27 protein-coding genes, 1 tRNA gene and 1 pseudogene are annotated in these 24,995 nt (G+C 37.6%); 7 read left to right on the top strand and 22 right to left on the bottom strand.

The genetic code is table 11. The features are described from left to right. Window positions 1-14: 14 nt before the first annotated feature. The 4 genes from WAK64_RS11510 to WAK64_RS11495 all read right to left on the bottom strand — a co-directional run bounded on the left by WAK64_RS11510 (window position 15) and on the right by WAK64_RS11495 (window position 3,808). Window positions 15-1,199 (bottom strand): phosphoglycerate kinase, encoded by a 1,185-nt coding sequence (locus WAK64_RS11510; RefSeq protein ID WP_336587123.1) that lies wholly within the window; start codon window positions 1,197-1,199, stop codon window positions 15-17. Window positions 1,200-1,354: 155 nt separating this feature from the next. Beyond that, complete coding sequence (gene gap, locus WAK64_RS11505; RefSeq protein WP_336587122.1) at window positions 1,355-2,362, bottom strand: type I glyceraldehyde-3-phosphate dehydrogenase; 1,008 nt, start codon at window positions 2,360-2,362, stop codon at window positions 1,355-1,357. Between the two features lie 54 nt (window positions 2,363-2,416). After that, a complete protein-coding gene (locus WAK64_RS11500; RefSeq protein ID WP_336587121.1) occupies window positions 2,417-3,439 on the bottom strand; it encodes a sugar-binding transcriptional regulator in 1,023 nt (340 codons plus the stop codon). Window positions 3,440-3,565: 126 nt separating this feature from the next. After that, window positions 3,566-3,808: a glutaredoxin family protein gene (locus tag WAK64_RS11495; protein WP_336587120.1), complete on the bottom strand. Its 243-nt coding sequence runs from the start codon at window positions 3,806-3,808 to the stop codon at window positions 3,566-3,568. 727 nt (window positions 3,809-4,535) lie between these two features. On the opposite strand from WAK64_RS11495, the gene WAK64_RS11490 reads away from it, so the two are divergent. Both WAK64_RS11490 and WAK64_RS11485 read left to right on the top strand, forming a co-directional pair. Continuing rightward, window positions 4,536-4,985: a hypothetical protein gene (locus WAK64_RS11490; RefSeq protein WP_336587119.1), complete on the top strand. Its 450-nt coding sequence runs from the start codon at window positions 4,536-4,538 to the stop codon at window positions 4,983-4,985. Window positions 4,986-5,542: 557 nt separating this feature from the next. Then, window positions 5,543-5,737 carry a hypothetical protein gene (locus tag WAK64_RS11485; RefSeq protein WP_336587118.1) on the top strand — a complete coding sequence of 65 codons (195 nt, stop codon included), beginning with the start codon at window positions 5,543-5,545 and terminating at the stop codon, window positions 5,735-5,737. 217 nt (window positions 5,738-5,954) lie between these two features. Here the strand turns inward: WAK64_RS11485 and WAK64_RS11480 are convergent. After that, a pseudogene (locus WAK64_RS11480) lies at window positions 5,955-6,489 on the bottom strand (recombinase family protein). 1,024 nt (window positions 6,490-7,513) lie between these two features. On the opposite strand from WAK64_RS11480, the gene WAK64_RS11475 reads away from it, so the two are divergent. Together WAK64_RS11475 and WAK64_RS11470 are read left to right on the top strand one after the other, a co-directional pair. Further along, complete coding sequence (locus WAK64_RS11475; RefSeq protein ID WP_336587117.1) at window positions 7,514-7,858, top strand: hypothetical protein; 345 nt, start codon at window positions 7,514-7,516, stop codon at window positions 7,856-7,858. A gap of 170 nt (window positions 7,859-8,028) precedes the next feature. After that, a complete protein-coding gene (locus WAK64_RS11470) occupies window positions 8,029-8,208 on the top strand; it encodes a hypothetical protein (protein WP_336587116.1) in 180 nt (59 codons plus the stop codon). A gap of 10 nt (window positions 8,209-8,218) precedes the next feature. Here WAK64_RS11470 and WAK64_RS11465 read toward each other — a convergent pair whose 3' ends face one another. Beyond that, window positions 8,219-8,371, bottom strand: coding sequence for a hypothetical protein (locus tag WAK64_RS11465; protein WP_336587115.1), 153 nt, complete (start codon window positions 8,369-8,371; stop codon window positions 8,219-8,221). Window positions 8,372-8,852: 481 nt separating this feature from the next. Here WAK64_RS11465 and WAK64_RS11460 point away from each other — a divergent pair, with 481 nt between their 5' ends. After that, the gene (locus tag WAK64_RS11460) at window positions 8,853-9,764 is read left to right on the top strand and encodes a right-handed parallel beta-helix repeat-containing protein (RefSeq protein WP_336587114.1); all 912 of its coding nucleotides are present in this window, start codon (window positions 8,853-8,855) and stop codon (window positions 9,762-9,764) included. A gap of 393 nt (window positions 9,765-10,157) precedes the next feature. Here the strand turns inward: WAK64_RS11460 and WAK64_RS11455 are convergent, their stop codons facing one another. Beyond that, window positions 10,158-10,331, bottom strand: a complete 174-nt coding sequence (locus tag WAK64_RS11455) for a hypothetical protein (protein ID WP_336587113.1) — start codon at window positions 10,329-10,331, stop codon at window positions 10,158-10,160. Between the two features lie 395 nt (window positions 10,332-10,726). Beyond that, window positions 10,727-10,798: transfer RNA gene (locus WAK64_RS11450), tRNA-Arg, on the bottom strand. Between the two features lie 241 nt (window positions 10,799-11,039). On the opposite strand from WAK64_RS11450, the gene clpP reads away from it, so the two are divergent. Beyond that, on the top strand, window positions 11,040-11,633 hold the full coding sequence (gene clpP, locus WAK64_RS11445) for an ATP-dependent Clp endopeptidase proteolytic subunit ClpP (RefSeq protein ID WP_336587112.1): 594 nt from the start codon (window positions 11,040-11,042) through the stop codon (window positions 11,631-11,633). Window positions 11,634-11,745: 112 nt separating this feature from the next. On the opposite strand, the gene WAK64_RS11440 is transcribed toward clpP, so the two are convergent. The 12 genes from WAK64_RS11440 to hprK form a co-directional block, all read right to left on the bottom strand. Beyond that, the gene (locus tag WAK64_RS11440) at window positions 11,746-12,003 is read right to left on the bottom strand and encodes an HPr family phosphocarrier protein (RefSeq protein ID WP_336587111.1); all 258 of its coding nucleotides are present in this window, start codon (window positions 12,001-12,003) and stop codon (window positions 11,746-11,748) included. Next, window positions 11,996-12,979, bottom strand: a complete 984-nt coding sequence (whiA, locus tag WAK64_RS11435) for a DNA-binding protein WhiA (protein WP_336587110.1) — start codon at window positions 12,977-12,979, stop codon at window positions 11,996-11,998. The genes WAK64_RS11440 and whiA overlap by 8 nt, the downstream gene beginning before the upstream one ends. A gap of 56 nt (window positions 12,980-13,035) precedes the next feature. Beyond that, the gene (locus tag WAK64_RS11430) at window positions 13,036-14,010 is read right to left on the bottom strand and encodes a gluconeogenesis factor YvcK family protein (protein WP_336587109.1); all 975 of its coding nucleotides are present in this window, start codon (window positions 14,008-14,010) and stop codon (window positions 13,036-13,038) included. Further along, window positions 14,007-14,900 (bottom strand): RNase adapter RapZ, encoded by an 894-nt coding sequence (rapZ, locus tag WAK64_RS11425; RefSeq protein WP_336587108.1) that lies wholly within the window; start codon window positions 14,898-14,900, stop codon window positions 14,007-14,009. The genes WAK64_RS11430 and rapZ overlap by 4 nt, the downstream gene beginning before the upstream one ends. A 16-nt stretch (window positions 14,901-14,916) precedes the next feature. Beyond that, window positions 14,917-15,375: an 8-oxo-dGTP diphosphatase gene (locus tag WAK64_RS11420; RefSeq protein ID WP_336587107.1), complete on the bottom strand. Its 459-nt coding sequence runs from the start codon at window positions 15,373-15,375 to the stop codon at window positions 14,917-14,919. A 295-nt stretch (window positions 15,376-15,670) separates the two neighbouring features. After that, a complete protein-coding gene (gene trxB / locus WAK64_RS11415) occupies window positions 15,671-16,615 on the bottom strand; it encodes a thioredoxin-disulfide reductase (protein ID WP_336587106.1) in 945 nt (314 codons plus the stop codon). Between the two features lie 101 nt (window positions 16,616-16,716). Continuing rightward, window positions 16,717-18,225 (bottom strand): tetratricopeptide repeat protein, encoded by a 1,509-nt coding sequence (locus WAK64_RS11410; protein ID WP_336587105.1) that lies wholly within the window; start codon window positions 18,223-18,225, stop codon window positions 16,717-16,719. 317 nt (window positions 18,226-18,542) lie between these two features. Further along, window positions 18,543-19,076: an acyltransferase gene (locus tag WAK64_RS11405; RefSeq protein WP_336587104.1), complete on the bottom strand. Its 534-nt coding sequence runs from the start codon at window positions 19,074-19,076 to the stop codon at window positions 18,543-18,545. Window positions 19,077-19,078: 2 nt separating this feature from the next. Continuing rightward, window positions 19,079-19,723 (bottom strand): pyrophosphatase PpaX, encoded by a 645-nt coding sequence (gene ppaX / locus WAK64_RS11400; RefSeq protein ID WP_336587103.1) that lies wholly within the window; start codon window positions 19,721-19,723, stop codon window positions 19,079-19,081. Beyond that, window positions 19,720-20,658, bottom strand: coding sequence for a nucleoside recognition domain-containing protein (locus WAK64_RS11395; protein WP_336587102.1), 939 nt, complete (start codon window positions 20,656-20,658; stop codon window positions 19,720-19,722). The genes ppaX and WAK64_RS11395 overlap by 4 nt, the downstream gene beginning before the upstream one ends. 14 nt (window positions 20,659-20,672) lie before the next feature. After that, the gene (lgt, locus tag WAK64_RS11390) at window positions 20,673-21,479 is read right to left on the bottom strand and encodes a prolipoprotein diacylglyceryl transferase (protein ID WP_336587101.1); all 807 of its coding nucleotides are present in this window, start codon (window positions 21,477-21,479) and stop codon (window positions 20,673-20,675) included. Between the two features lie 14 nt (window positions 21,480-21,493). Further along, window positions 21,494-22,438 (bottom strand): HPr(Ser) kinase/phosphatase, encoded by a 945-nt coding sequence (hprK, locus tag WAK64_RS11385; protein WP_336587100.1) that lies wholly within the window; start codon window positions 22,436-22,438, stop codon window positions 21,494-21,496. 186 nt (window positions 22,439-22,624) lie between these two features. Between hprK and WAK64_RS11380 the strand changes: the two genes are divergently transcribed. Next, window positions 22,625-23,296, top strand: a complete 672-nt coding sequence (locus WAK64_RS11380; RefSeq protein ID WP_336587099.1) for an N-acetylmuramoyl-L-alanine amidase — start codon at window positions 22,625-22,627, stop codon at window positions 23,294-23,296. 137 nt (window positions 23,297-23,433) lie between these two features. On the opposite strand, the gene WAK64_RS11375 is transcribed toward WAK64_RS11380, so the two are convergent. Further along, window positions 23,434-23,781 (bottom strand): phage holin family protein, encoded by a 348-nt coding sequence (locus WAK64_RS11375; RefSeq protein WP_336587098.1) that lies wholly within the window; start codon window positions 23,779-23,781, stop codon window positions 23,434-23,436. A gap of 123 nt (window positions 23,782-23,904) precedes the next feature. After that, the gene (locus WAK64_RS11370) at window positions 23,905-24,987 is read right to left on the bottom strand and encodes a DUF4097 family beta strand repeat-containing protein (RefSeq protein ID WP_336587097.1); all 1,083 of its coding nucleotides are present in this window, start codon (window positions 24,985-24,987) and stop codon (window positions 23,905-23,907) included. Window positions 24,988-24,995 lie beyond the last annotated feature (8 nt).

The following is a 24,995-nucleotide window of genomic DNA, read 5'->3' as shown; positions in this document are numbered from 1 at the left end:
TTTCTTCTGTTAGTTTACTTATCGTTTAGGGCTACGACGCCTGGAAGGTCTTTCCCTTCCATAAATTCTAGAGATGCTCCACCACCAGTTGAAATATGACTCATTTTATTGGCTATACCAAATTTTTCAACAGCCGCAGCTGAATCTCCACCACCAATGACAGAATATGTATCTGTCGAATCAGCTAACGCTTGACCTACAGCTTTTGTTCCACCAGCAAACGATTCTAGCTCAAATACACCCATTGGCCCATTCCAAATCACTAGCTTAGATTCTTTAATTACTCCAGAATAAAGCTCTTGTGTTTTCGGTCCAATATCGAGAGCTTCCCACTCTGCAGGAATTTCTTCAATTGGAACAATCTTTTGGTTCGCTGAATCAGAGAAATCATCAGCAACAATGACATCAACAGGCATATAAAACTTAACGCCTTTTTCTCTAGCCTTTGTCATAAATTCATTTGCTAAATCAATTTTGTCTTCTTCAAGTAAAGATTTGCCGACTTCATGGCCTTTCGCTTTCACAAAGGTGTAGGCTAATCCACCGCCAATAATTAAATTATCTACTTTATCTAAAAGGTTTTCAATTACACCAATTTTATCCTTTACCTTTGCCCCACCGATAATCGCGGTAAAAGGTCGCTCTGGATTTGATAATGCTTTACCAAGTACTTCAAGCTCTTTCTCTAATAAGAAACCAGCAACAGCAGGCAAATGCTCTGCAATCCCCGCCGTTGAAGCATGAGCGCGGTGTGCAGCTCCAAATGCATCATTCACATAAAGGTCTGCTAAATCAGCGAAGTTCTTCGCTAGTTCAGAATCATTTTTTGTTTCACCAGGATAGAAGCGTACATTTTCTAGAAGCAGTACATCTCCATCTTGCATTGAAGCAATTTCAGCTTTTACCGTTTCACCGAATGCTTCATCTGCTTTTCTTACATTTGTATCAAGGTGCTCAGCTAATCGTTTGGCAACTGGTGTTAAACGAAGCTCTTCCACCACTTGTCCTTTTGGACGGCCAAGGTGGCTAGCTAAAATCACTTTCGCTCCTTGTTCAACTAAATATTGGATCGTTGGTAATGCTGCTCGTATACGAGTTTCGTCTGTAATCACACCATCTTTCATTGGTACGTTAAAGTCCACTCGGCAAAATACACGTTTTCCTTTTACATCAACATCTTTAACACTCTGTTTGTTCATTGCAAAAGGCCTCCTTTTTTATTTAACGGGCTAATGCCCCAAAAAAACTAGAAAAGGGAAGAGGGAATTTTCCCCACTCCCCTTTTCATCCATTATAGATGCTACCACACAATTCAATAATATCCTATTGAAAAGGCAATAAATGTTGGATTGTATTAAAGACCTTTTGAAGCGATATAGTCTACTAAATCCACAACTCGGTTAGAGTATCCACTTTCATTGTCATACCATGAAAGTACTTTTACCATGTTATCTTCTAATACCATAGTTGAAAGAGCATCAATTGTAGAAGAAGCAGCATTTCCGTTGTAATCACGGGATACTAGTGGCTCTTCAGAATATTCAAGAATACCTTTCAGTTCACCTTCAGCAGCTTCTTTGAATGCCGCATTAATTTCTTCAGCTGTAACAGTTTTGTCAATTTCCGCTACAAGGTCTACAACTGAAACGTTAGGTGTTGGAACACGCATTGCCATACCGTTAAGTTTTCCTTTTAACTCAGGTAAAACTAGTGCAACTGCTTTTGCTGCCCCTGTAGTTGTAGGAATAATTGATTCACCCGCTGCACGAGCACGACGATAGTCTTTATGTGGTAAATCTAATATTTGTTGGTCATTTGTATAAGCATGAACAGTTGTCATCATACCACGTTTAATACCGAATTTGTCATTAAGTACTTTTGCAAATGGAGCAAGACAGTTTGTTGTACAAGATGCATTAGAAATTACGTGATGATTTGCTGCATCATATTTCTCATGGTTAACACCCATTACAATTGTAATATCTTCTTCAGAAGCTGGAGCAGAGATAACTACCTTTTTCGCACCTGCTTCTAAGTGTTTAGAAGCATCCGCACGTTTAGTGAAGCGACCAGTTGATTCAACAACTACTTCTACACCAAGATCTCCCCATCCAAGTTGAGCTGGGTCACGCTCTGCAAGAACCTTCACACGGCTATCGCCAACTACTAAATAGTCGCCATCCACTGTTACTTTTGAATCAAGTGTACCGTGAACTGAATCATATTGTAGAAGGTGAGCTAGCATATTTGCATCCGTTAAATCGTTAACAGCGACAACCTCTACATTTGGGTTAGCCATTGCTGCACGAAATACTATACGTCCTATACGTCCAAAACCATTAATACCAATTTTTACTGCCATGAATAACTTCCTCCTTTAAATAAATAAGGCTAGTATATATATTTCAAAAGGTTTTTACCCTTTTAAAAGCTCTGTTGCTGCACCTTCATCCGTAATTAAAACGGTTTTTGAAGGGGCACTTTTTAAATACGAACGAATTCCTTTCGCCTTTGAGGTCCCACCTGCGACTGCAAATACGTTTGGAATGTCAGATAAGTCATGAAGCTGTAAGCCAATGGTGGGAACTTTATGCACAACCTCACCTTGTTCATTAAAATAATATCCAAAGGCTTCCCCAACTGCCTCATTAGATGAAATCTTTCGGATATCTTCTTCACTCGTTTTTCGCCGTCGAGCCATCGTCATAGCATCACCAATTCCATGAAGCACAATATTAGCTGACGTAATGAGCGTCATGACTTCTCGAATATCTGGCTCTTTCATTAAGGAGTGATACACTTCCTTACTCACCTGATCCGGTACGTACAGTACCCGATGCTTAGCACCAGTGATTTCAGCCATTTGAGCACAAATTGTATTGGCTTGATTTTTGACATCTTCCCCAATACCCCCTCGTGCAGGTACGAACAAAATTTCCTTTTCTGAGAAATTCGGCGTAAGCATTTCTGCTACGGCTGCCATCGTGGTGCCACCGGTTACAGCGATGATATTATTTCCTATTAGGCGCTCTTTCATACTAGATGCTGTCGCTCTTCCTAATTCTTCTTTAATCCATGGGGACTCATCACTATCTCCAGGTACAACAACGACTTTTTGAAGCCGTAACTGCTCTTCTAGCGCTTTCTCCATAATGTTCAAACCTGATATTTCACGCATCATATCTTGAAGTTGCATTAATAATGACTGACCTTCTGCTGTTACGCTCATCCCTGCGGTTTTAATATCAATAAGGTCTTGTTTTTTAAGAAAATCAACCTCACTACGTAAAACACGCTCAGTTAAACCTAACGTTCCAGCTAGACTTCTTCTTCCGACGGGCTGTAAAAAGCGGATAGATTGAAGAATCTGATACCTTTTTTGCATAATCTCAAGCAGGTCCGGTAATAATTGTTTTTGTATTTCAATGATTGATTTCATATAAAAGCTCCTTAAACAATTTGGTCAAAATACGTCCCACTAAGACATATTATGTCCCACAACCGATAAAAAAATTTATCCCTGCCTTCAAAACCTATTGTAACAGGGTTGTATGCTTAATTCAACTCACAATTCTTGTTGTAAACGTTTACTTATTGAATAAAAATCAACAACTCCAAATTGTACAATTTCTCCCTCAATTTCTACAACAGGAATCATTAAACCAAACTGTTCTGTCCACTCATCCTTCTCACTAATATCACGTTCTACAAGAGAAAATGGAATATCTTCTTGAACGAGCAATAAAGTTTGCTTAGCTTCCTCACAAAGTGAACACTGTTTTCTTGTATAAAAAATAATTTCCTTCAATACGTCCTGCTCCCTTAACTATATCCCTTCTTCTAATAGAAGAAGGGATACTTAGTTGATAGCGATTCTTTCCTACTATCCTTCTTATATGAGAATACCGTTTTTTTCTAGCTATTTGCAAATTTTCCCGTCAAAAAAATGGATTTGTTTATTTTTTTCAGCCATAACCTTTGAGATGCTCTCCTTTTTAACACTATTCAGCGTACAGGAATTCGTCAAACGAAATAGTTAGCGCTCTTTTAGAATTAGAGACAAAACATAACCTTCATTCAACTTATTTGCCTTTCATTAATTTATCATTAACTTATTTCCTTCAACAAGTATGACACCCAATCCAATACATCTTTAGGTGGTACTTTACAAATTGATTTAGTCTAACTTGCTGTATACTAGTAATTATCAACGTCCAAACGTTAATCATATATATAAAACAGCCGTTACCCGTGATATACAGTTGAAAGTACTCTATATACACTAGTGGAAGTGTAGTAGTGAATGTTGTTAGATGTTTCATTATCGCGATGTCGTCCTTTGCTTGTTTCCTCTTATGTATTGGCTAGAGCTGTCATCCGTCGTTCGGTGTTTTTGCCACAAGAGGATGTGCTCATCAGTCATGTCTTGTATTTTTCATGTTATAGCCTCTAACCTATCCTTTCATATACACAATTAAACTAAAATGCTATAATTTTACTATAATAATTATATGTATGATATGAGGTGATAACAAATGAATCAATTGAAGAAATTTATCATTACGATCCCGATATTAATAATTAGCCTATTTTCTCTAACCATGACCGAAGCCCATGCTGGGAACGGCTCAACTGGAGTTTGTAGTGCATATGTCAATACTGATTACACTAACTACTACCAGCCTGGTGCTAAAACAGTCGATGTATATGCTTCTAAGCCTTCTTCTACATGTGGAGGAACTGTTATGTACCAAATAACGATTGAAAAATACACTGGGGGTAAATGGGTTTATCATAGTAGATTTTTCGAAGGTGGGGGATACTTTTCTTTCCGCTCACCAACAAAGTCTTTAGATATAAATAAGTACTTTGGTTCATCTGGAACGTATAGAGTTGAATTTTATTTGTATGAACCTAATGTCCCTGAAACAGAAGCTATGACCTACGGTCAAATATATTCACACAATATTTATATTCACTATTAAAATCCGACGTCTAAATGGCGTTACAGAAACACAGTAAGCCGAGTTCCATCACGGAATTTGGCTTTTTCTATTTCAAGAAGTAGACCCTTACAATAGTGAATGAAAAAGTGTTTAAGAAGTTAGCTTCTCCAAATCTTTTTAGTGAAAGGACAGTAACGACGTTTCAGTTCTTTTATACTTTCATGCAACAGTTAGTCAATGATTGATGTCCCCTCATCTCATGAACTGGAATCATGCTCCCCTAGTGACCAAAAAACAAAAAGGCCCATGCGCAACATTAACGCATGGGCCTCTATTATCTTTTACTTTCAGTACGCCCTCGAAGGGAATCGAACCCCTATTTCAAGAACCGGAATCTTACGTGTTATCCATTACACTACTTGTTAACGCTACCTAGGTTCATCCTCGGAATAAAAAGCTTAATGCGTTTTTTTTTGCGAAATGACTTCGTATTATTTAGTTTTTTGCTACCATTTTACATTATTTATATAATACCAATTATTAGAGGAAGGAATGTATTGATATGTATCAAATCATATCGAAAAGGAGGCCGTACCATGAACGAAGAAGTCTCATTTCTCTATGTACCTAGCGAATATAAAGTAATTGCAGACGTTATAAAACTAGGCGATAAATACAAGTCCTTAGGTTCACGCGATAGTTGTACGGTTGCAGTTGAACACACCGACGAATTTCCTACTGCACCGTTAGTGTATAAAGCAACGATTCAATGGGCTCAGGTGTCAAAGTGAAAATTTAACGCTCGGATTTTAGATGCGTCTGACGAAGGTCCCGGTGTTTTATCCACGCCCCCATTCGTTGTGAGCTCGTTGACTGTGTGCCGAAAGTTAAAAAAAGACCGCCATTTGACGGTTCATCTAGGTTGTCGATAATGTTTAACATAAAAACTATTTACATCTATAACAGCATCAATCAACTCTTCTATATGAAAGTGCGCGACAGGGTGGCTTAGGGGGCGCAAAATTTACTCCGCCAACTTCTTCGTTTCGCTAGAATTAACGTCGATTTGCTGATTCTATTCATTTTCTTCCACCTGTTCATACGAATACGCATCAAGCAATCCTAACACATGTTCTATCTGTTTCTTCGAATACTTTTTCGGCCTTCCTTCACGAAAATCGTCGCGTTGTTTTGCAATCGTCTTCCCTTCCTGCGTGCGCTACACTATAAGGTTCCTCCAAACTCAGCGAACCCGCTCATGACCGTAACTAATAACCGTCCTGTTGGTGTGTTTTCGATTAGTCCCATATTCAATACGTGCACCCTTACGCCACAATCGAATAGTTCCTTAACGACTGTCAACGCTTCTGACATCGACCTAGCAAAATGTTCCAACTTCGTGGTGTCGCCATCCTCTATCGTAGATAGTAGCGATTGGAATTCGGGTCAATCGGTTTTCGTTCCGGTGAAATTTTTCCGAGTAACTCTTTTCGCAACCCTCTTTCCTTAACGCTTCCATTTGTCCGTTCAAGTCTTGACCCACCGTTGATACTCTAGCGTAACCTTATTTCATCACGTACTCGCATATATTTATGACACTAAGATAGGACACGTCTTTATATCTTTATTTTAGCGAGTAGTGATAACGGTGTTAATGCTTTTAAGTTACGATACTTTTAATAAGAAAAAGCACCCTTTAAAGGATGCTTGAAATCTATGATTCTATTCTCTTCTTTACTCTCTTCTTTATAATTCGATAATCTGTAAACCTCAAATAATATGCAATACCTACTATGATAAGCCACCCAATTGCAAGGCATACCGAAACAACATTCGTCCAATGAGCGTAATCTCCGTAATCTAGTCTGGAAAAATAAAATATATATGCCACTAGCGTTAAAATACTCCAAACATCAAAAATTCTGTTAAAATTTTTCCTATAAAAGTCTTTAAGCGCATTCATATGTATTACCCCTTTCTTCATTTACCATTGTATTTTTTACATAAAAGAAAACGAGGTGGGAAACGCCCAAGTACGCATCGCCCTCGCTTTGCCATTCCTATAGGCATGAACGTACATGTACAAGGTTAGTCAATCACGAGCCGTTTGACCGTCGTACTTCTCCTTCAGCTCCGGTAGTAAATCCCGATAGATATAATGCGGTACTGGCGAATACTTCCCTTTAAGCGCAGTTTCTTTCTGACGAATGTACTCTCGCTGATCGTCCGTTAATTTCTAGCTCATATACAATTCCTTCCTTCCGCTTATAAGAATTGAATTTAACGTAAGCATCTAAACAGGCTTGTTATTACGCCACTCGCTTAACAATCGATGTAATTCGTCGGTGCGTTTGTATTGCCAAAACTTTCGCATTGTTTTTTCGTTGAGCCCTGCGCATGTGTAACGCTGTCCTGCGACTGTAAATACGCTTGCATTTTAATTGAGTAACACTAGAAAAACTCGTTAGTCATTTCGCAAAACCTCCGATAAATTAAGAGTGTGAAGGACACGTAAACGCTTTATTTGTCATACGATAATATATCTAAATATGAAAGGTGGTGTTTAAATGAGTCATAAAAAGAAGAAAGTAAGAACAACGGGCGTTTTGTATCGAGAAGTAGGTACAGATAATAGCCATGCTGAAATTTTAAACCGAAGCGACCAAACGATTAAAATAACTGCATTTGCTTACGATTGGGAAGATGCAACGGAGCCGAGATTAATTAAAAAAGAAAAAATCACCATCGAACCAGAAACTCGTGCGACGTTTGATTCCGATGCTACCCGTCACTTTGAAGTACTATTTGAAATCGACCCGGACAAGCAGTTGATTATAAACCTTTACTTCCGCGATAGAGATAATTGTTCTGTAGGTAATACTTTTTATAACGAAGACTTCGTCGAATTGTAATTCCTGTTAATTTCCTCCTCGCTCATTCGAAATAAATTTGAAATGTATGTGGAATTACTTCTGTAGTGGCTATGAGAAGGTGATTTCGTATGAATATTCGATTTGTAACTGATTCGGGGGCGACGGCATCGGACTTAACCCACTAATGTTTGGCGATAAGACGGGCTGAAATGGCTATTACATTGACACCGGGGTATCGCCAACATTTCATCTACAATAGAAAAAACACCGTTAAAGTAACGGTGCTCGTCAGTGGTGCCATGCGTTTTCATTTTATCGCCTTCCTTTTTGTCTTATATTTAACCGTTAGTTATTTCGCTAACCTTCCGTTAAGGAATTCGAATATTTAGTACAAGGACACTAAGCTAGTTGAAATAACTGCAAGGTATTAGGCTCACTCTCTGGTATTATAAAAGATTGATTTAGTGTCGAAACTCCAGTACCACCAGCTTGAATTAACATCACCATCATCATCAACATACAGCATGTTGCCATCAAGGTAAGTGTTTTCATAGTCGTCACCTTCTTTCTCAGCTATAGCTATACTAGAGTATATGATAGATAAACTAGTTTAGCTTGGACTCTATCGGCAGAAAATTGGAAATTAATGTCAAATTAACTATCGTAGTGACTAAGAGGAGGAAGTATTCCATTTCGATAACTTTGTTAGAACCGCTATGTAAACTTCACTTCACTACGTATCTAAATTTTTCCCCATCATTACGTATAACAACATATTAGGGTAAAATGCAGGTTGAAGAAAGCGAAAACGACTGATGGAATCGTCTTTTTCAACTACTTCACCGCAAATCCACTAATTTGTCACTTCACCTGTCACCTATAAACTCTCCGATCCAATAATTGCTGCCATACTAGCCTACAAGAAACGAATCAACATCAATAGTTAAACGTACATTTATCCGCATAGTACAAGCCGTTTTAGCGCTCTTTTCATATACTCTAGTAACGCTAATTGTGAAGGGAGGTATACGATATGGTATTACGACTTGTACCAACGGATTTTCTAACGGTGCAGGCTGCAATTGATGCTTCAAGTTCGGGGGATAGTATAAAGATTTTAGCTGGGAAGTTTGACGGGTTTGAAGTAGATGTCGACAATTTAAAAATTTTCGGTTGTGGCATTGGTCGGACGATTATTGAAGGTGCTCCAGCGCAGGGAAGTGATGACGGTGTGGTTGTAATTTCTGACAGAATTACATTACAAGATTTCACTATCCAAGGGTTTCCAGATGAGGGAGTTCGAATCAATACTAATTTCAATGTTTTAAAGAATATTGAGTCAAAACTTAATATAGGTAGTGGTATACAGTTAATTGGAGACAACAATTTAATTATTGAGTGTTCTATCTTGATGAATAGAGATGATGGATTTAATATCTCTCCTGGGCAAAACAATTGTATATTAAAATGTGAAAGTAATGTAAATGACGGTACTGGTTATTCATTTTCTAATGTGAATAATAAGCTTCTATTAAGTACAGCTAAGGAAAACATAGATGATGGTTTATTAATTAATGATTCATTTAATACAATTATCGGAAACATATCAAATAAAAATAATGCACGAGGAATTCTAGTTGGGGCTGGTGATGGTAATAATAACATTATTAAGAATTTAACTTGCAATAACAGTGGAAGTGGAATTGAAATTGAAGATGGGGCTTTTGTAAACGCCATCGACTCTAACATCGCTCGAAACAACGGTACTGATGTCACTGACGCAGGTATTTTAATTGAAGATAGCGCAGCTGACAACACCATTCGTTTCAACGAAGCGAAAAATAACTTCGAATTTGACATCGAAGCCATTCCACCTGCTGATACTGCTAATACATTCGACGGCAACAAATGCGGAAATAGCTCTCCGCCTGGACTGTGTACCTAAACGAACAGTAGGTGTGTCAACTCGACGCGCCCCTCACCCTATTCTCACTTTAATTCCACCACTACTCGACTGCGCTTAAAACAATCGAAACGGATATTCACCGTCTAATCCATACCGTTTCTCAGCGATTATCAGCACGTGTGGCACCGATACGCCAAGAACACCACGGCTATATAAATCGATATAACGATCCATCTTTTCCCGCATCTGCTTTTCCGAGTAGATGCTTTTTGTACTTCGATAAGGAACGGAGTGCGTCGAAACAAGCAATACACGTCGGGCTCAGCCGTTCCTTTGCTGGTGTTCAATTAATTGCTCAATATGTGGCGTTTTAATATGCCTCATATCTTTAAGAGATATATCTAACTCCAGGAAAATCTTTTTAATTTGTTTTTAATCCTTATCGTAATACTTAACAGTGTAAGTCGATAAACCACGTATACGGCAATGCCTAAAAAATCCTTCTACCACTTCATCAAAGTTGGAAGTGTTGTTAGGTTCTTCCGGAATTAATTCTTGTAGAGTTCGTTTTGCCTTAACATTCTTAATTTCATTTCTTCGCTTCATACTACTGTCACCTATACCGTTTATTTCGTAAAACAGGTACTTAGTTACGTGGTACATTTCGTGTTATTCTTTAAAAATTTATACCTACGAAAACAACAAAGTTCATTCGCCCTATTCGCACCTTTATTCCGCTACTATTGGCGACATTTTTCGGCTATTCTTCATTCCACGAACAAATAAAACTCCGTTAACGACTGCGGTTGAAACAAAACCTTCCCGTCCAGTACATTCGCCACCTTCAGTAGTCTGCTGTCATTCATATCGATATAACGATTCATAGTATCATTCGTTAATTTTATCATTCGTTAAATTTCTTCAAGTTGTTCACCTAAAAAAACAAAAAAGCTCATACGCAACAATAGCGTATGAGCTTTTAATATAACGTTTTTTGAGTACGCCCTCGAAGGGAATCGAACCCCTATTTCAAGAACCGGAATCTTACGTGTTATCCATTACACTACGAGGGCATATAATAATATGGTACGACAATATATTATAAATGACAGATCGTAATTACGCAATAGCTTTTATTTGTTTTAAAAGAAGGTGAAGTGGGTAAGATGGAAAAGGTAACGTGTATCTCGTTTGGATAGATTTACATAACTCAGTACATTACGTTTGACCTTTATTGACCATCGGTGTATGATTACATTACATAAACAAAATTATACAGGAAATCCTGTAATACATTAAAAGGAGGAAGTAAGAATGAACTTAATTCCTACAGTTATTGAACAAACAAACCGTGGTGAGCGTGCTTATGATATTTATTCACGCTTATTAAAAGACCGTATTATTATGTTGGGTAGTGCCATTGATGACAATGTTGCCAACTCCATCGTCTCTCAGCTATTGTTCCTTGAAGCTGAAAATCCAGAAAAAGACATTTCCATTTACATCAACTCTCCTGGTGGAAGCATTACAGCAGGTATGGCGATTTATGACACTATGCAATTTATTAAGCCAAAAGTACAAACCATCTGCATTGGGATGGCTGCTTCTATGGGCGCATTTTTACTTGCTGCGGGTGAAAAAGGACATCGCTACGCACTTCCAAACAGTGAAGTCATGATTCACCAACCATTAGGTGGTGCTCAAGGTCAAGCGACTGAAATTGAAATTGCTGCAAAACGCATTCTTTTCCTACGTGAAAAACTAAATTCTATTTTAGCAGAACGTACTGGTCAAGATATTGAGGTAATTAGCCGAGATACAGACCGTGATAATTTCATGACAGCTGAGCGCGCACTAGAATATGGTTTAATTGACAAAATCATGACTAGACACGAAGAACAGAAATAAATGGATCCATTAAACGGAGTATTCACTTTCACTAAGTGGGTACTCTTTTTTTAGGTTGATTACTAAGAAAAACTCACATACTTAGCAGGTATGTGAGTTTTTCTCTAAGATATTAACCTTCATTTGATACAAATTCAACCAATGCTTCAATTACTTCATTTTCATCATTACCTTCAGCAATAAGGGTTACAATAGCACCTGAGTTAACCGCTAAGCTCATCAAGCCCATAATACTTTTCGCATTCACTTTCTTCCCATTTTTCTCAAGAAAGACTTCTGAAGAAAAACGATTTGCTTCCTGAACAAATAGTGCAGCAGGTCTTGCTTGTAAACCTGTTTTAAGCTTTACTTCTACTTTTTTTTCAACCATGTACCCTTCTCCCCTTTTTCATTTCATTTTTTAGTGACACTGATTCACCAGCACGCAATTTTTCAGCAATTTGATCAATTTTACGTAAACGATGATTCACACCTGATTTACTTACCGCTCCACCTGATACCATTTCACCTAGCTCTTTTAATGTTACGTCTTGGTACGCTACACGAAGTTCGGCGATTTCCCTAAGCTTATCTTGTAAAACGTTAAGACCAACTGTTTCTTCAATATAGCGTATATTTTCAACTTGCCGCAATGCAGCTCCAATTGTTTTATTTAAGTTGGCTGTTTCACAATTAACAAGGCGGTTAACGGAATTTCTCATATCACGTACAATTCTAACGTCTTCAAATCGCATAAGTGCATTATGTGCCCCAATGATATTTAATAATTCGGTAATCTTTTCTGCCTCTTTTAAATAGGTAATGAACCCTTTCTTCCGCTCTAATGTTTTACTATTCAGACCGAAATCATTCATTAAGCTTGAAAGTGCTTGGTTATGTTCTTCATAAAGAGAAAAAATCTCTAAATGATATGAAGAAGTTTCCGGATTATTAACAGAACCCCCAGCAAGAAATGCCCCTCTTAAGTAGCTACGTTTACAACATTTCTTCTTAACAAGTTCATTCGAGATATTATAAACAAAGGAAAATCCTTCTTTCAAAATCATTAAATCTTCTAAAATTTGTTTTGCTCCTTCGTTTAACCGAACGATGTATACATTATTCTTTTTTAGCCTCATTTTTTTTCGAACGAGTAGCTCAACTGGAAGATCATATATCTTCTTAATTAACGTATATATTCTTCTAGCAATCGCCGCATTCTCTGTTTGAATATTTACAATTAATGTACGATTGGAGAAGGATAGGGAGCCATTCATTCGAATGAGCGCGGACAATTCCGCTTTTGCACAGCAATCTTTCACTTCTAAATTCGTTAGTTCTTTTTTCGTTTCGGATGCAAACGACATACCCTACACCCCCTGGACAAACGGTTGCATAACGTCATTCTAACAAAGAATTATTATTAATTATGCTTCTCGTCTTCTAATAATGAATAAATTATTTTTGCCACTTCGTCTGTATTATGACGAATGGTATGTTCTCCTTCAAATGAAAGGATGCTTTCACTTAACACGTCAAGACCGAGCTCTACTAATTGTTCAATATCAAACACAACTGGCTTAGCTAACTCTTCTTTATATTTTTCCTGAACAGCCTGAGGGACTTCTTCATTGTTTACTAATATTATATCAAGAAAGCTAGACTTCATGTGGTCATAAATCGCTTTTACATGATCACTCGCTGTAAAATCAAGCGTTTCTCCAGCTTGTGTCATAATGTTACATATATAAAGCTTCTTTGCACTTGCTTTGCTTACTTCCTCGCCAATCTGTGGTACGAGGAGATTAGGTAATAGGCTTGTATACAAGCTCCCTGGACCTATTATGATTAAATCAGCTTCTTTAATTGCTGTAATTGTTTCTGGAAGAGGGTCTAGACTGTTTGGAGTTAGAAAGACCTTTTTAATTTTCTTCCCGGAATATGGAATCTTTGATTCTCCAGATACAATAGTACCATCCTCCATTTCAGCGTGAAGCACCACACTTTGGTTAGCTGCAGGAAGAACCTTTCCTCTAACATTTAAAACTCGACTCATCTCTTGAATTGCATGTACAAAGTCACCGGAAATAGAGGTCAATGCCGCAATCATTAAATTTCCTAGTGAGTGTCCCATCAACTCATTGGATGTGTTAAATCGATGCTGAAACAGCTGTTCGATTAAAGGCTCAACTTCAGACAGCGCTGCTAAAACATTACGGACATCTCCTGGTGGTGGGATATCAAGTTCATCCCGAAGCCGACCAGAACTTCCCCCATCATCAGCCACTGTAACGATGGCAGTTATATCTACTGGATACTTTTTAAGCCCTCTTAGTAATACAGGGAGCCCCGTCCCCCCTCCTAGGATGACAACTTTCCGTTGGTCAGGCACTATCATGCATTCTTTTCCTTTCTCTTTTTAACATCTCGATGAAATACTTTAGTCGGGTAATCTTTGACAAAATAATTCGAGAAATACTCCGCTAATGCCACAGATCGATGCTGACCACCGGTACAGCCTATCGCCACGACTAACTGGCTTTTCCCCTCCCGCTTATAATGTGGTAACATAAACGAAAGTAAATCCGTTGTTTTTTCAATAAATTTATTCGTTTCATTCCATTTAAGTACATAGCTCGACACTTCTTCATCTAATCCGGTTTTTGGTCGCATCGTTTCTATATAGAATGGGTTAGGTAAAAAACGAACATCAAACACTAAATCTGCATCGATTGGGATACCATGTTTAAAACCAAATGACATGATATTGATGGTAAAAGTGGATTGATGCTCAGCAGAGAACTCTGTTATAATTTTACCTCTTAGCTCTTTAGGCTTCATCTCACCTGTATTGTAGATAATTTGGGCACGCCCTTTAAGCTCTTCTAACAGATCACGTTCTTGCTTTATTCCTTCTAAAGGTAATCCTGAAGGAGCGAGTGGATGAGTACGTCTCGTTTCTTTATACCGTCTCACAAGCGTAGCATTATCTGCGTCTAAATAAAGTATTTGAGGGGCAATCCAAGATGTTTCTGCCAAATCATCTAAAGCGATGAATAAATGTTCAAAGAATTCTCTTCCACGCAAATCCATGACAAGTGCCACTTTATCCATTTTTCCTCCGGATTCCTTCATTAACTCCAGAAACTTAGGTAATAGGGTTGGAGGAAGATTATCAACACAAAAGAACCCTAAGTCCTCAAAGCTCTGAATGGCTACTGTCTTTCCAGCTCCTGACATTCCTGTAATAATCACTAATTGCACATCACTAACTGATCCTGTACTCATGACACCCCTACCTTTCTTAGCTCGGATCTAACCGATAGGATAATAATTCAAAATCAGGTGTATACGTAAACGTTCCATAAATGATGCCTTGTCCATGCACCATATAATCTAATATGTGATAGTCCCCTTCTGCCATCGGTAATTCCTTTATATTTTCGAGGGGATGCCAACTAATTTTTCCTTCTTCTGATTCCTTTAAGTTAACACCATCTGCTTCTTCGGCAAAAAATGTGAACATCATCCACTCGGATGTAATCCGGCCTTCTTCTTTAATTATAAATGTAAAAATCCCTTTCATTTGGGGAGAGCGAAGGTAAATACCCGTCTCTTCACGAAATTCACGAATTACAGCATCTTTAACAGATTCTCCTGGCTCCATCTTGCCACCAGGTGCAACCCACCAGCCTCTTCGTGGCTTTTTTAACAGTAGGACCTGACCGTCTTTAAGATATAAACAATTCGTAACTCGTTGCAAAATATCACCTCAAAGCTTATTCAGCCATTATCATTCTTTTTATTATACTATTTTTGCAACCCCCTCACAATGTATTAAGCCCGTTCGCGCACGTCTTATCACCATTTAAACAAACTATATTTATAAAAAATAGACACAGGAAACTCCTGTGCCTTCTACGGGATTTATTAACTTAAAGGGGGTCAATTTCTTAATTTCTATATTACCTTACTTACATTTCACTACTGTTACAACCTGTTTAAAACAGAGTTACGCTTTATTAAAGCTACATTAACTTTTTTGACATTCAGCTTTATTATACCTTTAACTTTTCCTTCAACTCTTCAACATAATGCTGTACTGCTTGCGCTGCAATACTTCCATCGCCCGTTGCTGTCACAATTTGGCGAAGTGTTTTTTCACGAACATCTCCTGCAGCAAAAACACCTGGTACCTTCGTTTCCATTAACTCGTTTGTTTCAATATACCCTGCTTCATTCGTAATCTTTAGGTTTACAAATGGTTTTGTTAATGGGACCATGCCGATATAAATGAATACACCGTTTGTAGGGAATTCTTTCTCCGTATTGTCCTTTGTAGAAACAAGGGTTACACTCCCTACTTTTCCATCTTTCTCATTTATTTCTTTCACTGTATGACTCCAAATAAAATCAATTTTTTCATTTTGGAACGCGCGATCTTGAAGAATTTTTTGAGCACGTAATTCATCACGACGGTGAACAATGGTTACTTTATTCGCGAATCGAGTTAAATAAACTCCTTCTTCTACTGCCGAGTCTCCTCCACCTACTACAACTAAATCTTTTCCTTTAAAGAAAGCACCGTCACACACTGCACAATAAGAAACTCCACGTCCGCCTAGCTCATTTTCACCAGGAACTCCAATATGCTTATATTCAGCACCAGTAGTAATGATGACAGCGTATGCTTTATATTCTTTAGAGCCTGCTTTGACGATTTTATATTCCTCACCATCAACAACCTCTTTAATATCTCCGTATGCGTACTCTGCGCCAAATTTTTTCGCATGATCAAACATTTTATTAGAAAGGTCTGGCCCTAAAATGTGGTCAAAACCAGGATAGTTTTCAACCTCTTCTGTATTAGCCATTTGCCCACCTGGAATTCCTCTTTCAATCATTAAAGTCGAGAGATTAGCACGAGATGTATATACAGCTGCCGTCATCCCAGCAGGACCTGCACCAATGATGATAACATCATAAATTTTTTCTTCGCTCACGACACAACACTCCTTCTGTTCTTGTCAATTGTATTATATAAATAATATTTCCTATATACTGTTATCCTATAAAAAACGAGCATATTCGTCCATGAATATGCTCAACATAAGTAATTATTTACAATTTTAGTATATTCAATAAGAGTAGTTACAGAAATACCATACTTTTCCGCAATTTCTTTTTGCGAGCAACGTTCTGAACGAAGTTTAACCCATATATATTCGGTCGCTGCTGCAAAAGCTTTTCCATTTTGAAAGGAGTCTCCAGCGCTTAACCCTTTTTCAGCTATCGTAAACCATAATAAATATAAGCCTGAACTAACCGAGTTGATCGGTTGATTGTGTTTATATAAATTGAGCGCGATTTCTTGAAGTTTACGAATTCGAACCTCTTGTAAAACCGCATTTCCTGGATGTAATACCTCTTCTAAATATTCTCTTTCTAACTTAGTAAAAATAGAAAGCTCATTGAATTTTGGATGTGAGAGCAATTGCTTCTGCTTATCACTAACTGAAAGTAGAAAAAGTCCGAACAAACGCTCTTCAGAATAGGAACTCTTTAGTTTCCTCATTAACGAGGGGATATGATTTTCAAATCCTTTATCTTGTTGACTATCTTCAACCCATGGCTCTTGTCCTTTTTTTTCTGGACTTTCAAGTAACACTTTTTCCCAAGCACTATACGCCGTTTTTTCATTACCAGTATAATACGCTGATTTTGCCAACCAATAATAAAAGCTAGATTCGCTGTCGTACCCTTGCTTATATAAATTCTTTAACCATTTATATGCAGAATGATAATCTCCAATTAAAGCGAACGTGGCTCCAAGTTTAAAACGGTGCTCATAAGCTATCGGACGCACTTTTTCTAAGCCTATCAATATGGCCTTTAAATTAGGCTCATCCTGTTCGTAAAAATACAATACAGCTAAATTACAAAGTGCATGTAAATTCCCCGGATTTTTTTCTAATACTTCAGCTAAAATTTTTTGAGCTGTCTTGATCTCCCCTAAATAAAAATGCGCCAAAGCTAAATTATTATAAGCAGACCAAAATTCTGGATATTCCTTTATAACATCCTCTAATAAAGCAATCGCCTTTCGGAAATTGCCAGACTCCAGCAGTTGTTTCCCCTCTTCTTGCTTTACAATTAAGTCATCTTGCTCATACAATAAATCAAGTGCTTCATCTGAATCTAATTCTAATAATTCAAGTAATTCCTCTGCATCCTCAATAAATTCTTTCGCTTTATCTCGCTCTATATATTCCATCACATACTTATATGCTTCCTTAAATAGTCCTAAATGAGCATAATTATTTGCTAAAAAGTAGTAGCATTCCGTCATATAAGGATCTAGGTCCTCTAATATATTATGAAGCAATTTATTGGACTGCTGATATTCTCCCATTTCTGTTTTCACAATCGCCAACTGGCAAGCAATCATTGGCTCCAATGGCTCTAATTGTAAGGCGCGGTCCAAATATTTATTTGATTTTTGGAGTTCTTGGCGATGGTATGCCTTAACCCCTTTGTTGAAATAATATTCACCTGTTGGAACGAAAGAAAGTAACTTACCTCTTTCATTTTTCACACTTGAGCCTTTTCTCATTAACATCCCCCGAACATATTATTAACTACCGTAGTATATCACATCTACCATAATTGCTGAACTATTGTCGAAAGATATTTAATGGAAAAAAATCACTTTTTGTTAAAAGTAGATTTTCATGTCTTTTCATTAAAAAGTGTTTTATTCTTTAATAATATAGAGCATGTAGAGATTAATAGCGACTACATGAAAATGAACAATTTGTTTAGTCATTTCTTTAGCAGGAGGTATTGTAAGAACCACTTTCAATATAAGCAACCTCAATCGTAATCGACGATTATTTTATTCCGTGAACATAGACATTAGTTTTCAACATTTCAATCCCCTTTTCCATAAATCGGATCATGTTGCCACCGTGTCTGAAGCTCTTCTTTAGAGTAAATTATCTTCATTGGATTTCCTCCAACAAATGAACCTGCTGGAACATCTTGATGTATTAATGTACCGGCTGATACAATAGCTCCGTCGCCAATTTTCACACCAGGTAATATGGTACAGTTCGCACCAATCATTACTTCGCTGCCAATTTCCACATTCCCCAACCGATATTCCTTAATTAAATATTCATGGGCTAAAATCGTTGTGTTATACCCTATGACTGTATTTCGCCCAACTGAAATTTTTTCAGGGAACATTACATCCAGCATGACCATTAAGGCAAAAGACGTTTGATCGCCTACTTTCACCCCTAAAAAATTGCGGTACAACCAATTTTTCATTGCTAAAAAAGGGGTGTACCGAGCGAGCTGGATAATAATGAAATTTTTGACAACTTTCCAAAATGGAACAGTTTTATATACATGCCATAGAGAATTTGCCCCTTGAACTTCAAAACGGGTTGTACGCCTCATCCTTATTCCACTCCTAAAAGATCTAGTAAATCAGGCATTTTATCTAACATATAATCCGGTTCATAATGTTCTAAGTAATCTCTTCCTTTAGCAGACCATGCTACACCAATTGATTTTGTGCCAGCATTTTTCCCTGCCAATATATCATGGTGGTTATCACCAATCATAACGGCTTCATTTGGTAGTGAATTCAGTTTCGTTAACGCTAATTGGATAGGTTCAGGATCTGGTTTCGCCTTTGTCACATCGTCTAAAGCGACGATTACATCAAAGTAGGCTTTTAGCCCCATTAACTCTAAGCCTTTAATGACAACATTGTGGATTTTTGTAGAGACAATGGCTAGTTTATATCCTCTTTCATGCAGCTTAGCAACCGTTTCTTTCACTCCTTCGAATTCCTTCACAAGTGCATCATGATTTTCAAGATTATACTTGCGGTAACAATCTACCATTTCTCTTACTTGTTCTGGCGCTACCTTTTCAAAGCTTTCTTCTAGCGGTGGACCGATAAAAGGTAATACATCCTCCAATTTATACTGATCAGGAAAAAAGCGGTTTAACGTATATAAAAATGATGAAATGATAAGTTCGTTCGTATCAATTAATGTTCCATCCAAATCAAACAAAATAGTGTTGGTGTTTTTCATGATAGTGTAACTTCCTTTCCTTTGGAAACATTCGCTTTAGACCAAATCCTTCCGACAATAAACGTTAGAACAACGGCTGTACCGAGTCGAATCAATAGGAGCGGCCATATTGGTATTCCAAGTGGGAGAAAGATTAATGTATCCTCTACCACTGCATGGCAAGCTACTAAAAAAATAAAGGCAAGTGTAACATCTCTTCTACTAACATTATCTTCTTTTACAGCCTGAATCATAACGCCTGCCCCGTAAGCCAACCCAAATAAAAAACCTGCTGCTAACGTTGTCGTTGTATTTTCTTTCATTCCTAATGAACGGGTTAAAGGGGACATTGCATTCGAAAACTTCGGTAGCCATTGATAATCTTTTAATAGCTGAATGCCTATCATTAGTGGTATGACAATAATTGCTAGCTGTATTACACCAATTACTGCTTTTTGAAAGGCGGTAAACCATATCATTTTCCATCCGACAATATCCCCTGTTTGTGGAACAAAACCATATTGAGCAAGCTCTCCTCCACCACTCCATACATAATGAATGACAAGTGCTGAAGTAAGGGCTAAGCCAATCCTAACAAGAAGAACGACCCACAGCTTAACACCTACTCTTACAGCTACGCCTGTTTCAATGAGTAAGTTGTGGGAAAATGACAACATAATAGCAATAATAAATACTTCCTTTACTGTCAACTCTAATGAAAGAATGCCTCCAATCCCTGCATATAGGTTCAAAAAATTACCTAATACAAGCGGAATCGCCGCATCTCCAGATAAACCAAACCAATTCATAAAAGGAGTGATCTGTTTGATCACCCAAGGTAGTATTGCTGTATATTGAAGAAGCGACACAATCAGGGTGATAGGAAAGATAACCTTTCCTAGTGCCCACGTGGTGCTTAACCCAACCTTTGCCCCTTTTCCAACCGATTCCCACATACTACTCTCTCCTTCTATTCACTTACTTCTTGATAGCGTACAGGAGCTTTACGAGTTTTGCGAAGATATAACCAAACGCTAACTGCTCCTATAATAAGGACAATGGAAAGGACTTGAGCAGCTCTTAATCCAGGTGCCACCATTAAACTGTCTGTTCGTAGCCCTTCGATAAAGAATCTCCCAATCGAATACCAAGTTACATACAATAAGAACATATACCCGCGCTGAGGGTTCATTCTTCTAATGAATAGCAACAGAATAATCCCACCAAAATTCCACAATGATTCATAAAGGAAGGTTGGATGATAATAAACGCCACCAATATACATTTGATTTATAATCCAATCAGGTAAATATAAGTTCTCTAAAAAAGAGCGAGTGACGGGGCCACCGTGTGCCTCTTGATTAATAAAATTCCCCCAACGTCCAATGGCTTGTCCGATTAATAGGCTCGGTGCCGCAATATCGGCAATCACCCAGAAAGACATTTTCTTCATTTTTGCATACAAAATAGTGGTAATTACCGCTCCGATTAAAGCTCCATGGATGGCAAGTCCCCCGTTCCAAATTTGGATAATTTTCTCTGGGTACTTAGCATAATATTCCCATTGAAAAATAACATAGTATATTCTTGCCCCAATAATTGCAGCAGGTATCGCCCACATTAATAAATCAGGAAATAAATCGGGATCTAATCCCAATCGCTTTGACTCTCGTATAGCAATATATAACGCTAAAATAATCCCCAAACCAATAAGAATTCCGTACCAGTTGACGGACAAACTGCCAATTTTAAATGCTATTGGATTGATTGGCTCCATTGTTTCCACTCCCTCTATAATTCTTCATTATCATCTTGTTCTGCTGATGAAATTGCTCCTGATAAACGCTCCTGAAATTGCTCTGCCGCATTAACTCCCATACGTTTTAAACGAAAATTCATCGCAGCAACTTCAATGATAACAGCTAAATTTCGCCCAGGTCGTACCGGTACCGTTAATTTAGGTATATCCGTATCAATAATTCTCATGGTTTCCTCTTCTAAACCTAAACGGTCGTAATGTTTGGTCTTATCCCATATTTCTAAATTTATGACCAAAGTAATTCGTTTATAGCTCCTAACAGCTCCAGCACCAAATAAGGTCATCACATTAATAATGCCAAGTCCTCTTATTTCTAGTAAATGTTCGATTAACTCTGGTGAGCCACCTATCAGTGTATCCGTATCCTCCTGTCGAATTTCTACACAATCATCAGCTACTAAACGGTGGCCTCGCTTCACTAATTCCAGTGCTGTTTCACTCTTTCCGACACCACTTTTCCCGATGATCATCACACCCACACCATATATATCTACAAGCACGCCGTGTACGGCCGTTGTTGGTGCTAATTTACTTTCAAGGAAATTGGTTAAACGACTAGAAAACCTCGTTGTTTTAAGCGAAGAACGCATTAGTGGAACAGAGTATTTTTCAGCAGCCAACTTTAACTCATCTGGTACCTCTAAGTCTCTTGAGATACAAATCCCTGGCGTGATGTCTGTACATAGTTTATCCATGCGGACCTCTCGCTCTTCCTTACTCAACTTTTCTAAAAAAGAAAGTTCAGTCTTCCCAAGGAGTTGAATTCGTTCAGCAGGATAATAGTTGAAGTAGCCTGCTATTTCTAAACCAGGTCGAGAGATATCACTCGTTGTTATCGGCCTGTGAATACCTTCCTCACCACTAATTAATTCTAAGTTGAATTTTTCAATAATATCTGTTGTTCGCACTTTCGCCATTGAATTACTGCCTCCTTCATGCCAATATACTAGCGGCCATATGTATTCAATATACCATTCTATTGTAGCACTTTTCCATTTCTCTAAACCAGAGAACATTTTCCCCAAAATAACATAGGAGCAGTGTCCATTGTACATAGTTTCACATATATATAAAGTATCCTACCATAAAGGAGTGAAGAAATAATGAAGATAATGCTAGATGCTGGACATGGCCTTAGCACTCCAGGAAAAAGGTCACCAGATGGAATGAGAGAATATGAATTTAACTCTAAAGTAGTTCAGTATGCTAGGGATGGATTAAAAGCTTACGAAGACGTAACCGTATTTTTTTCCCATTCGGATAGTAGAGATGTTCCCCTATCTGAAAGAACAAACTTAGCAAACGCTAAAAATGTAGATGTATTCCTTTCTGTTCACGCCAATGCATTCGGGGATGGCGGATGGAATAGCGTAAGTGGAGTTGAAACATACGTATATCCCTCTCGACCAGCTGAAGCTCTATCATTGGCTACTAAAGTCCAAAGAAATGTTGTAAATGTTGCTAAACTTCGTGACCGAGGGGTTAAAACCGCAAACTTTCATGTGCTAAGAGAAACAAAAATGACAGCCGTTCTTGTCGAATGTGGGTTCATGACCAATCGAAACGATGCAAGACTACTAAAATCAGATAGCTACAGAAAACAGGTCGCTGATGCACTTGTACAAGCTCTAGCTTCACAATATAAGCTTAAGAAAAAACCGAAGGGATTATATAAAGTACAAGTGGGCGCCTATAGTTCAAAAGAAAATGCAGAACGAATTGCAGCTCAATTAAAAGCTAAAGGTTTTCCTTCCTACGTTTATTACGAAGAATAATATTTAATTTTAGAAGAAATGTTCAAAGAAACAACTCCGTTTTTACATTTCCTCTCTAACGTTGCTCTCTTCGATTCTCACCCTTCGGTATTAATAGCTAAAAGCCGCTCCCCAAAAAGAACGGCTTTTTAAGACTATTATTCTTTATCAAAAATCACTTTTTGAAAAAGGAGATTTGCGATTGATATAAGGATTGAAGCAAGCAACGCCATTCCAAAACTTGAAATGTCAAATGCATCTCCCATAATCCATTCAGTCAGCATTAACGTAGTAGCATTAATAACAAATAAAAATAAGCCTAAAGTAACAATTGTTACTGGAAGGGTTAATATTATTAAAATGGGACGGACTAAAACATTTAAAATCGATAGAATAAAGCTAGCGCCGATTGCCGCGCCAAAACTGGAAACACTAAAGGAATCGAAATAACCGTCAAGTGCCAGAAACAATACCGCGTTAATGATAATTGTAAATAACCATTTCACTCTCTTATCCTACATCCTTTCGTTCATCAATATAATTATAAGGTGCATATAAAATAAATTGCTCAACAACAAAACTTGCTTGCATTAGTCTAAAAATATGAGTAAAGTACTTCCAAAATTACTCTATTGAATTTTAACTGAACCTGTTTTTGTATCAGCAAACACATGCAATTGTCTTGGTAATAACCCCTTTTTTGTAAACTGGAGTTGTTTTTGAACTAGTTCATTTTTTTCTTCTAATATTGTAATATCTGACAGTCTTATATTAAAGTTACCGAGGTTTGATTTTAATTCACCGTTAATAGACTGTTCATTTGGTATCGTCATGTTAATATTTCCTGTAACGGTTTTCATGTGTAATGTTTCGCTGTTATCTCCGATTAATTCGCATTCAACCGTACCACTTAAAGATTGAAGATCAATGCGCTCACTTTCGCCCTGAAACAAAATACTCCCGTGAATCGTCTCAGCTTCTACCTTCCTACTAACACATTGCTCAAGAATCAATGCTCCGTTAGCTGTTTCAGCGTCAATAGACTGAGTGATTAATTTCTTCGTTCGTAATTTTCCGTTAGCCGTTTTAAAACGAAAATCGTTTACAATTAGTTCTTTACCCACTAATCCTCCGTTGAATGTTTTAACGGATAACTTTTCAAATTGACACTTCGGTAAATAAAGGGCCGTATCTATTTTTATCCACTTATACGGCATTAAAAAAAATAAATGTCCCTTTTCAACTGAAAACGTTGTATTATCTAAAAATATTTTCCGGGCTTCTTCCACATCCTCTGTTCTGTAAACCTTTACGTGACATTCCATTCGAACGTCCCTCTGATCCCAAGGAATAATCTCAATATTTCCGTTAAATAAATCCAATTCAATTTGTTGAATACCATCACCGCTATGCTGGAAAACATGAGAGAACGTTACTGATTGACCAAATTGAAAATCTAAATCAAGATTTTTAACCTTTTGAAGGGTAGACTGTACAAAGTCCATAACCTTTTCTTTCGTAGAATTGAAATTAGGACCGTCATCTTTTTTCTCTTTTTTAGTCGAAATAACCAATTCATTAATGATTTTTTCTTCCTTCTCTTTACTTTTCTTTTCAGCCTGGTCTAACGCTTCTAGTAATGTTAATGCCTCTTGTGCTGACAAAGCACCACTTTCCACCATCTCTAATATCCTTTTTCGTTCTTTATTCATCCTCATCT

The organism is Bacillus spongiae, from assembly GCF_037120725.1.
GTDB lineage: Bacteria > Bacillota > Bacilli > Bacillales > Bacillaceae_K > Bacillus_CI > Bacillus_CI spongiae.
This window is presented reverse-complemented; position numbering and strand designations above follow the sequence as displayed.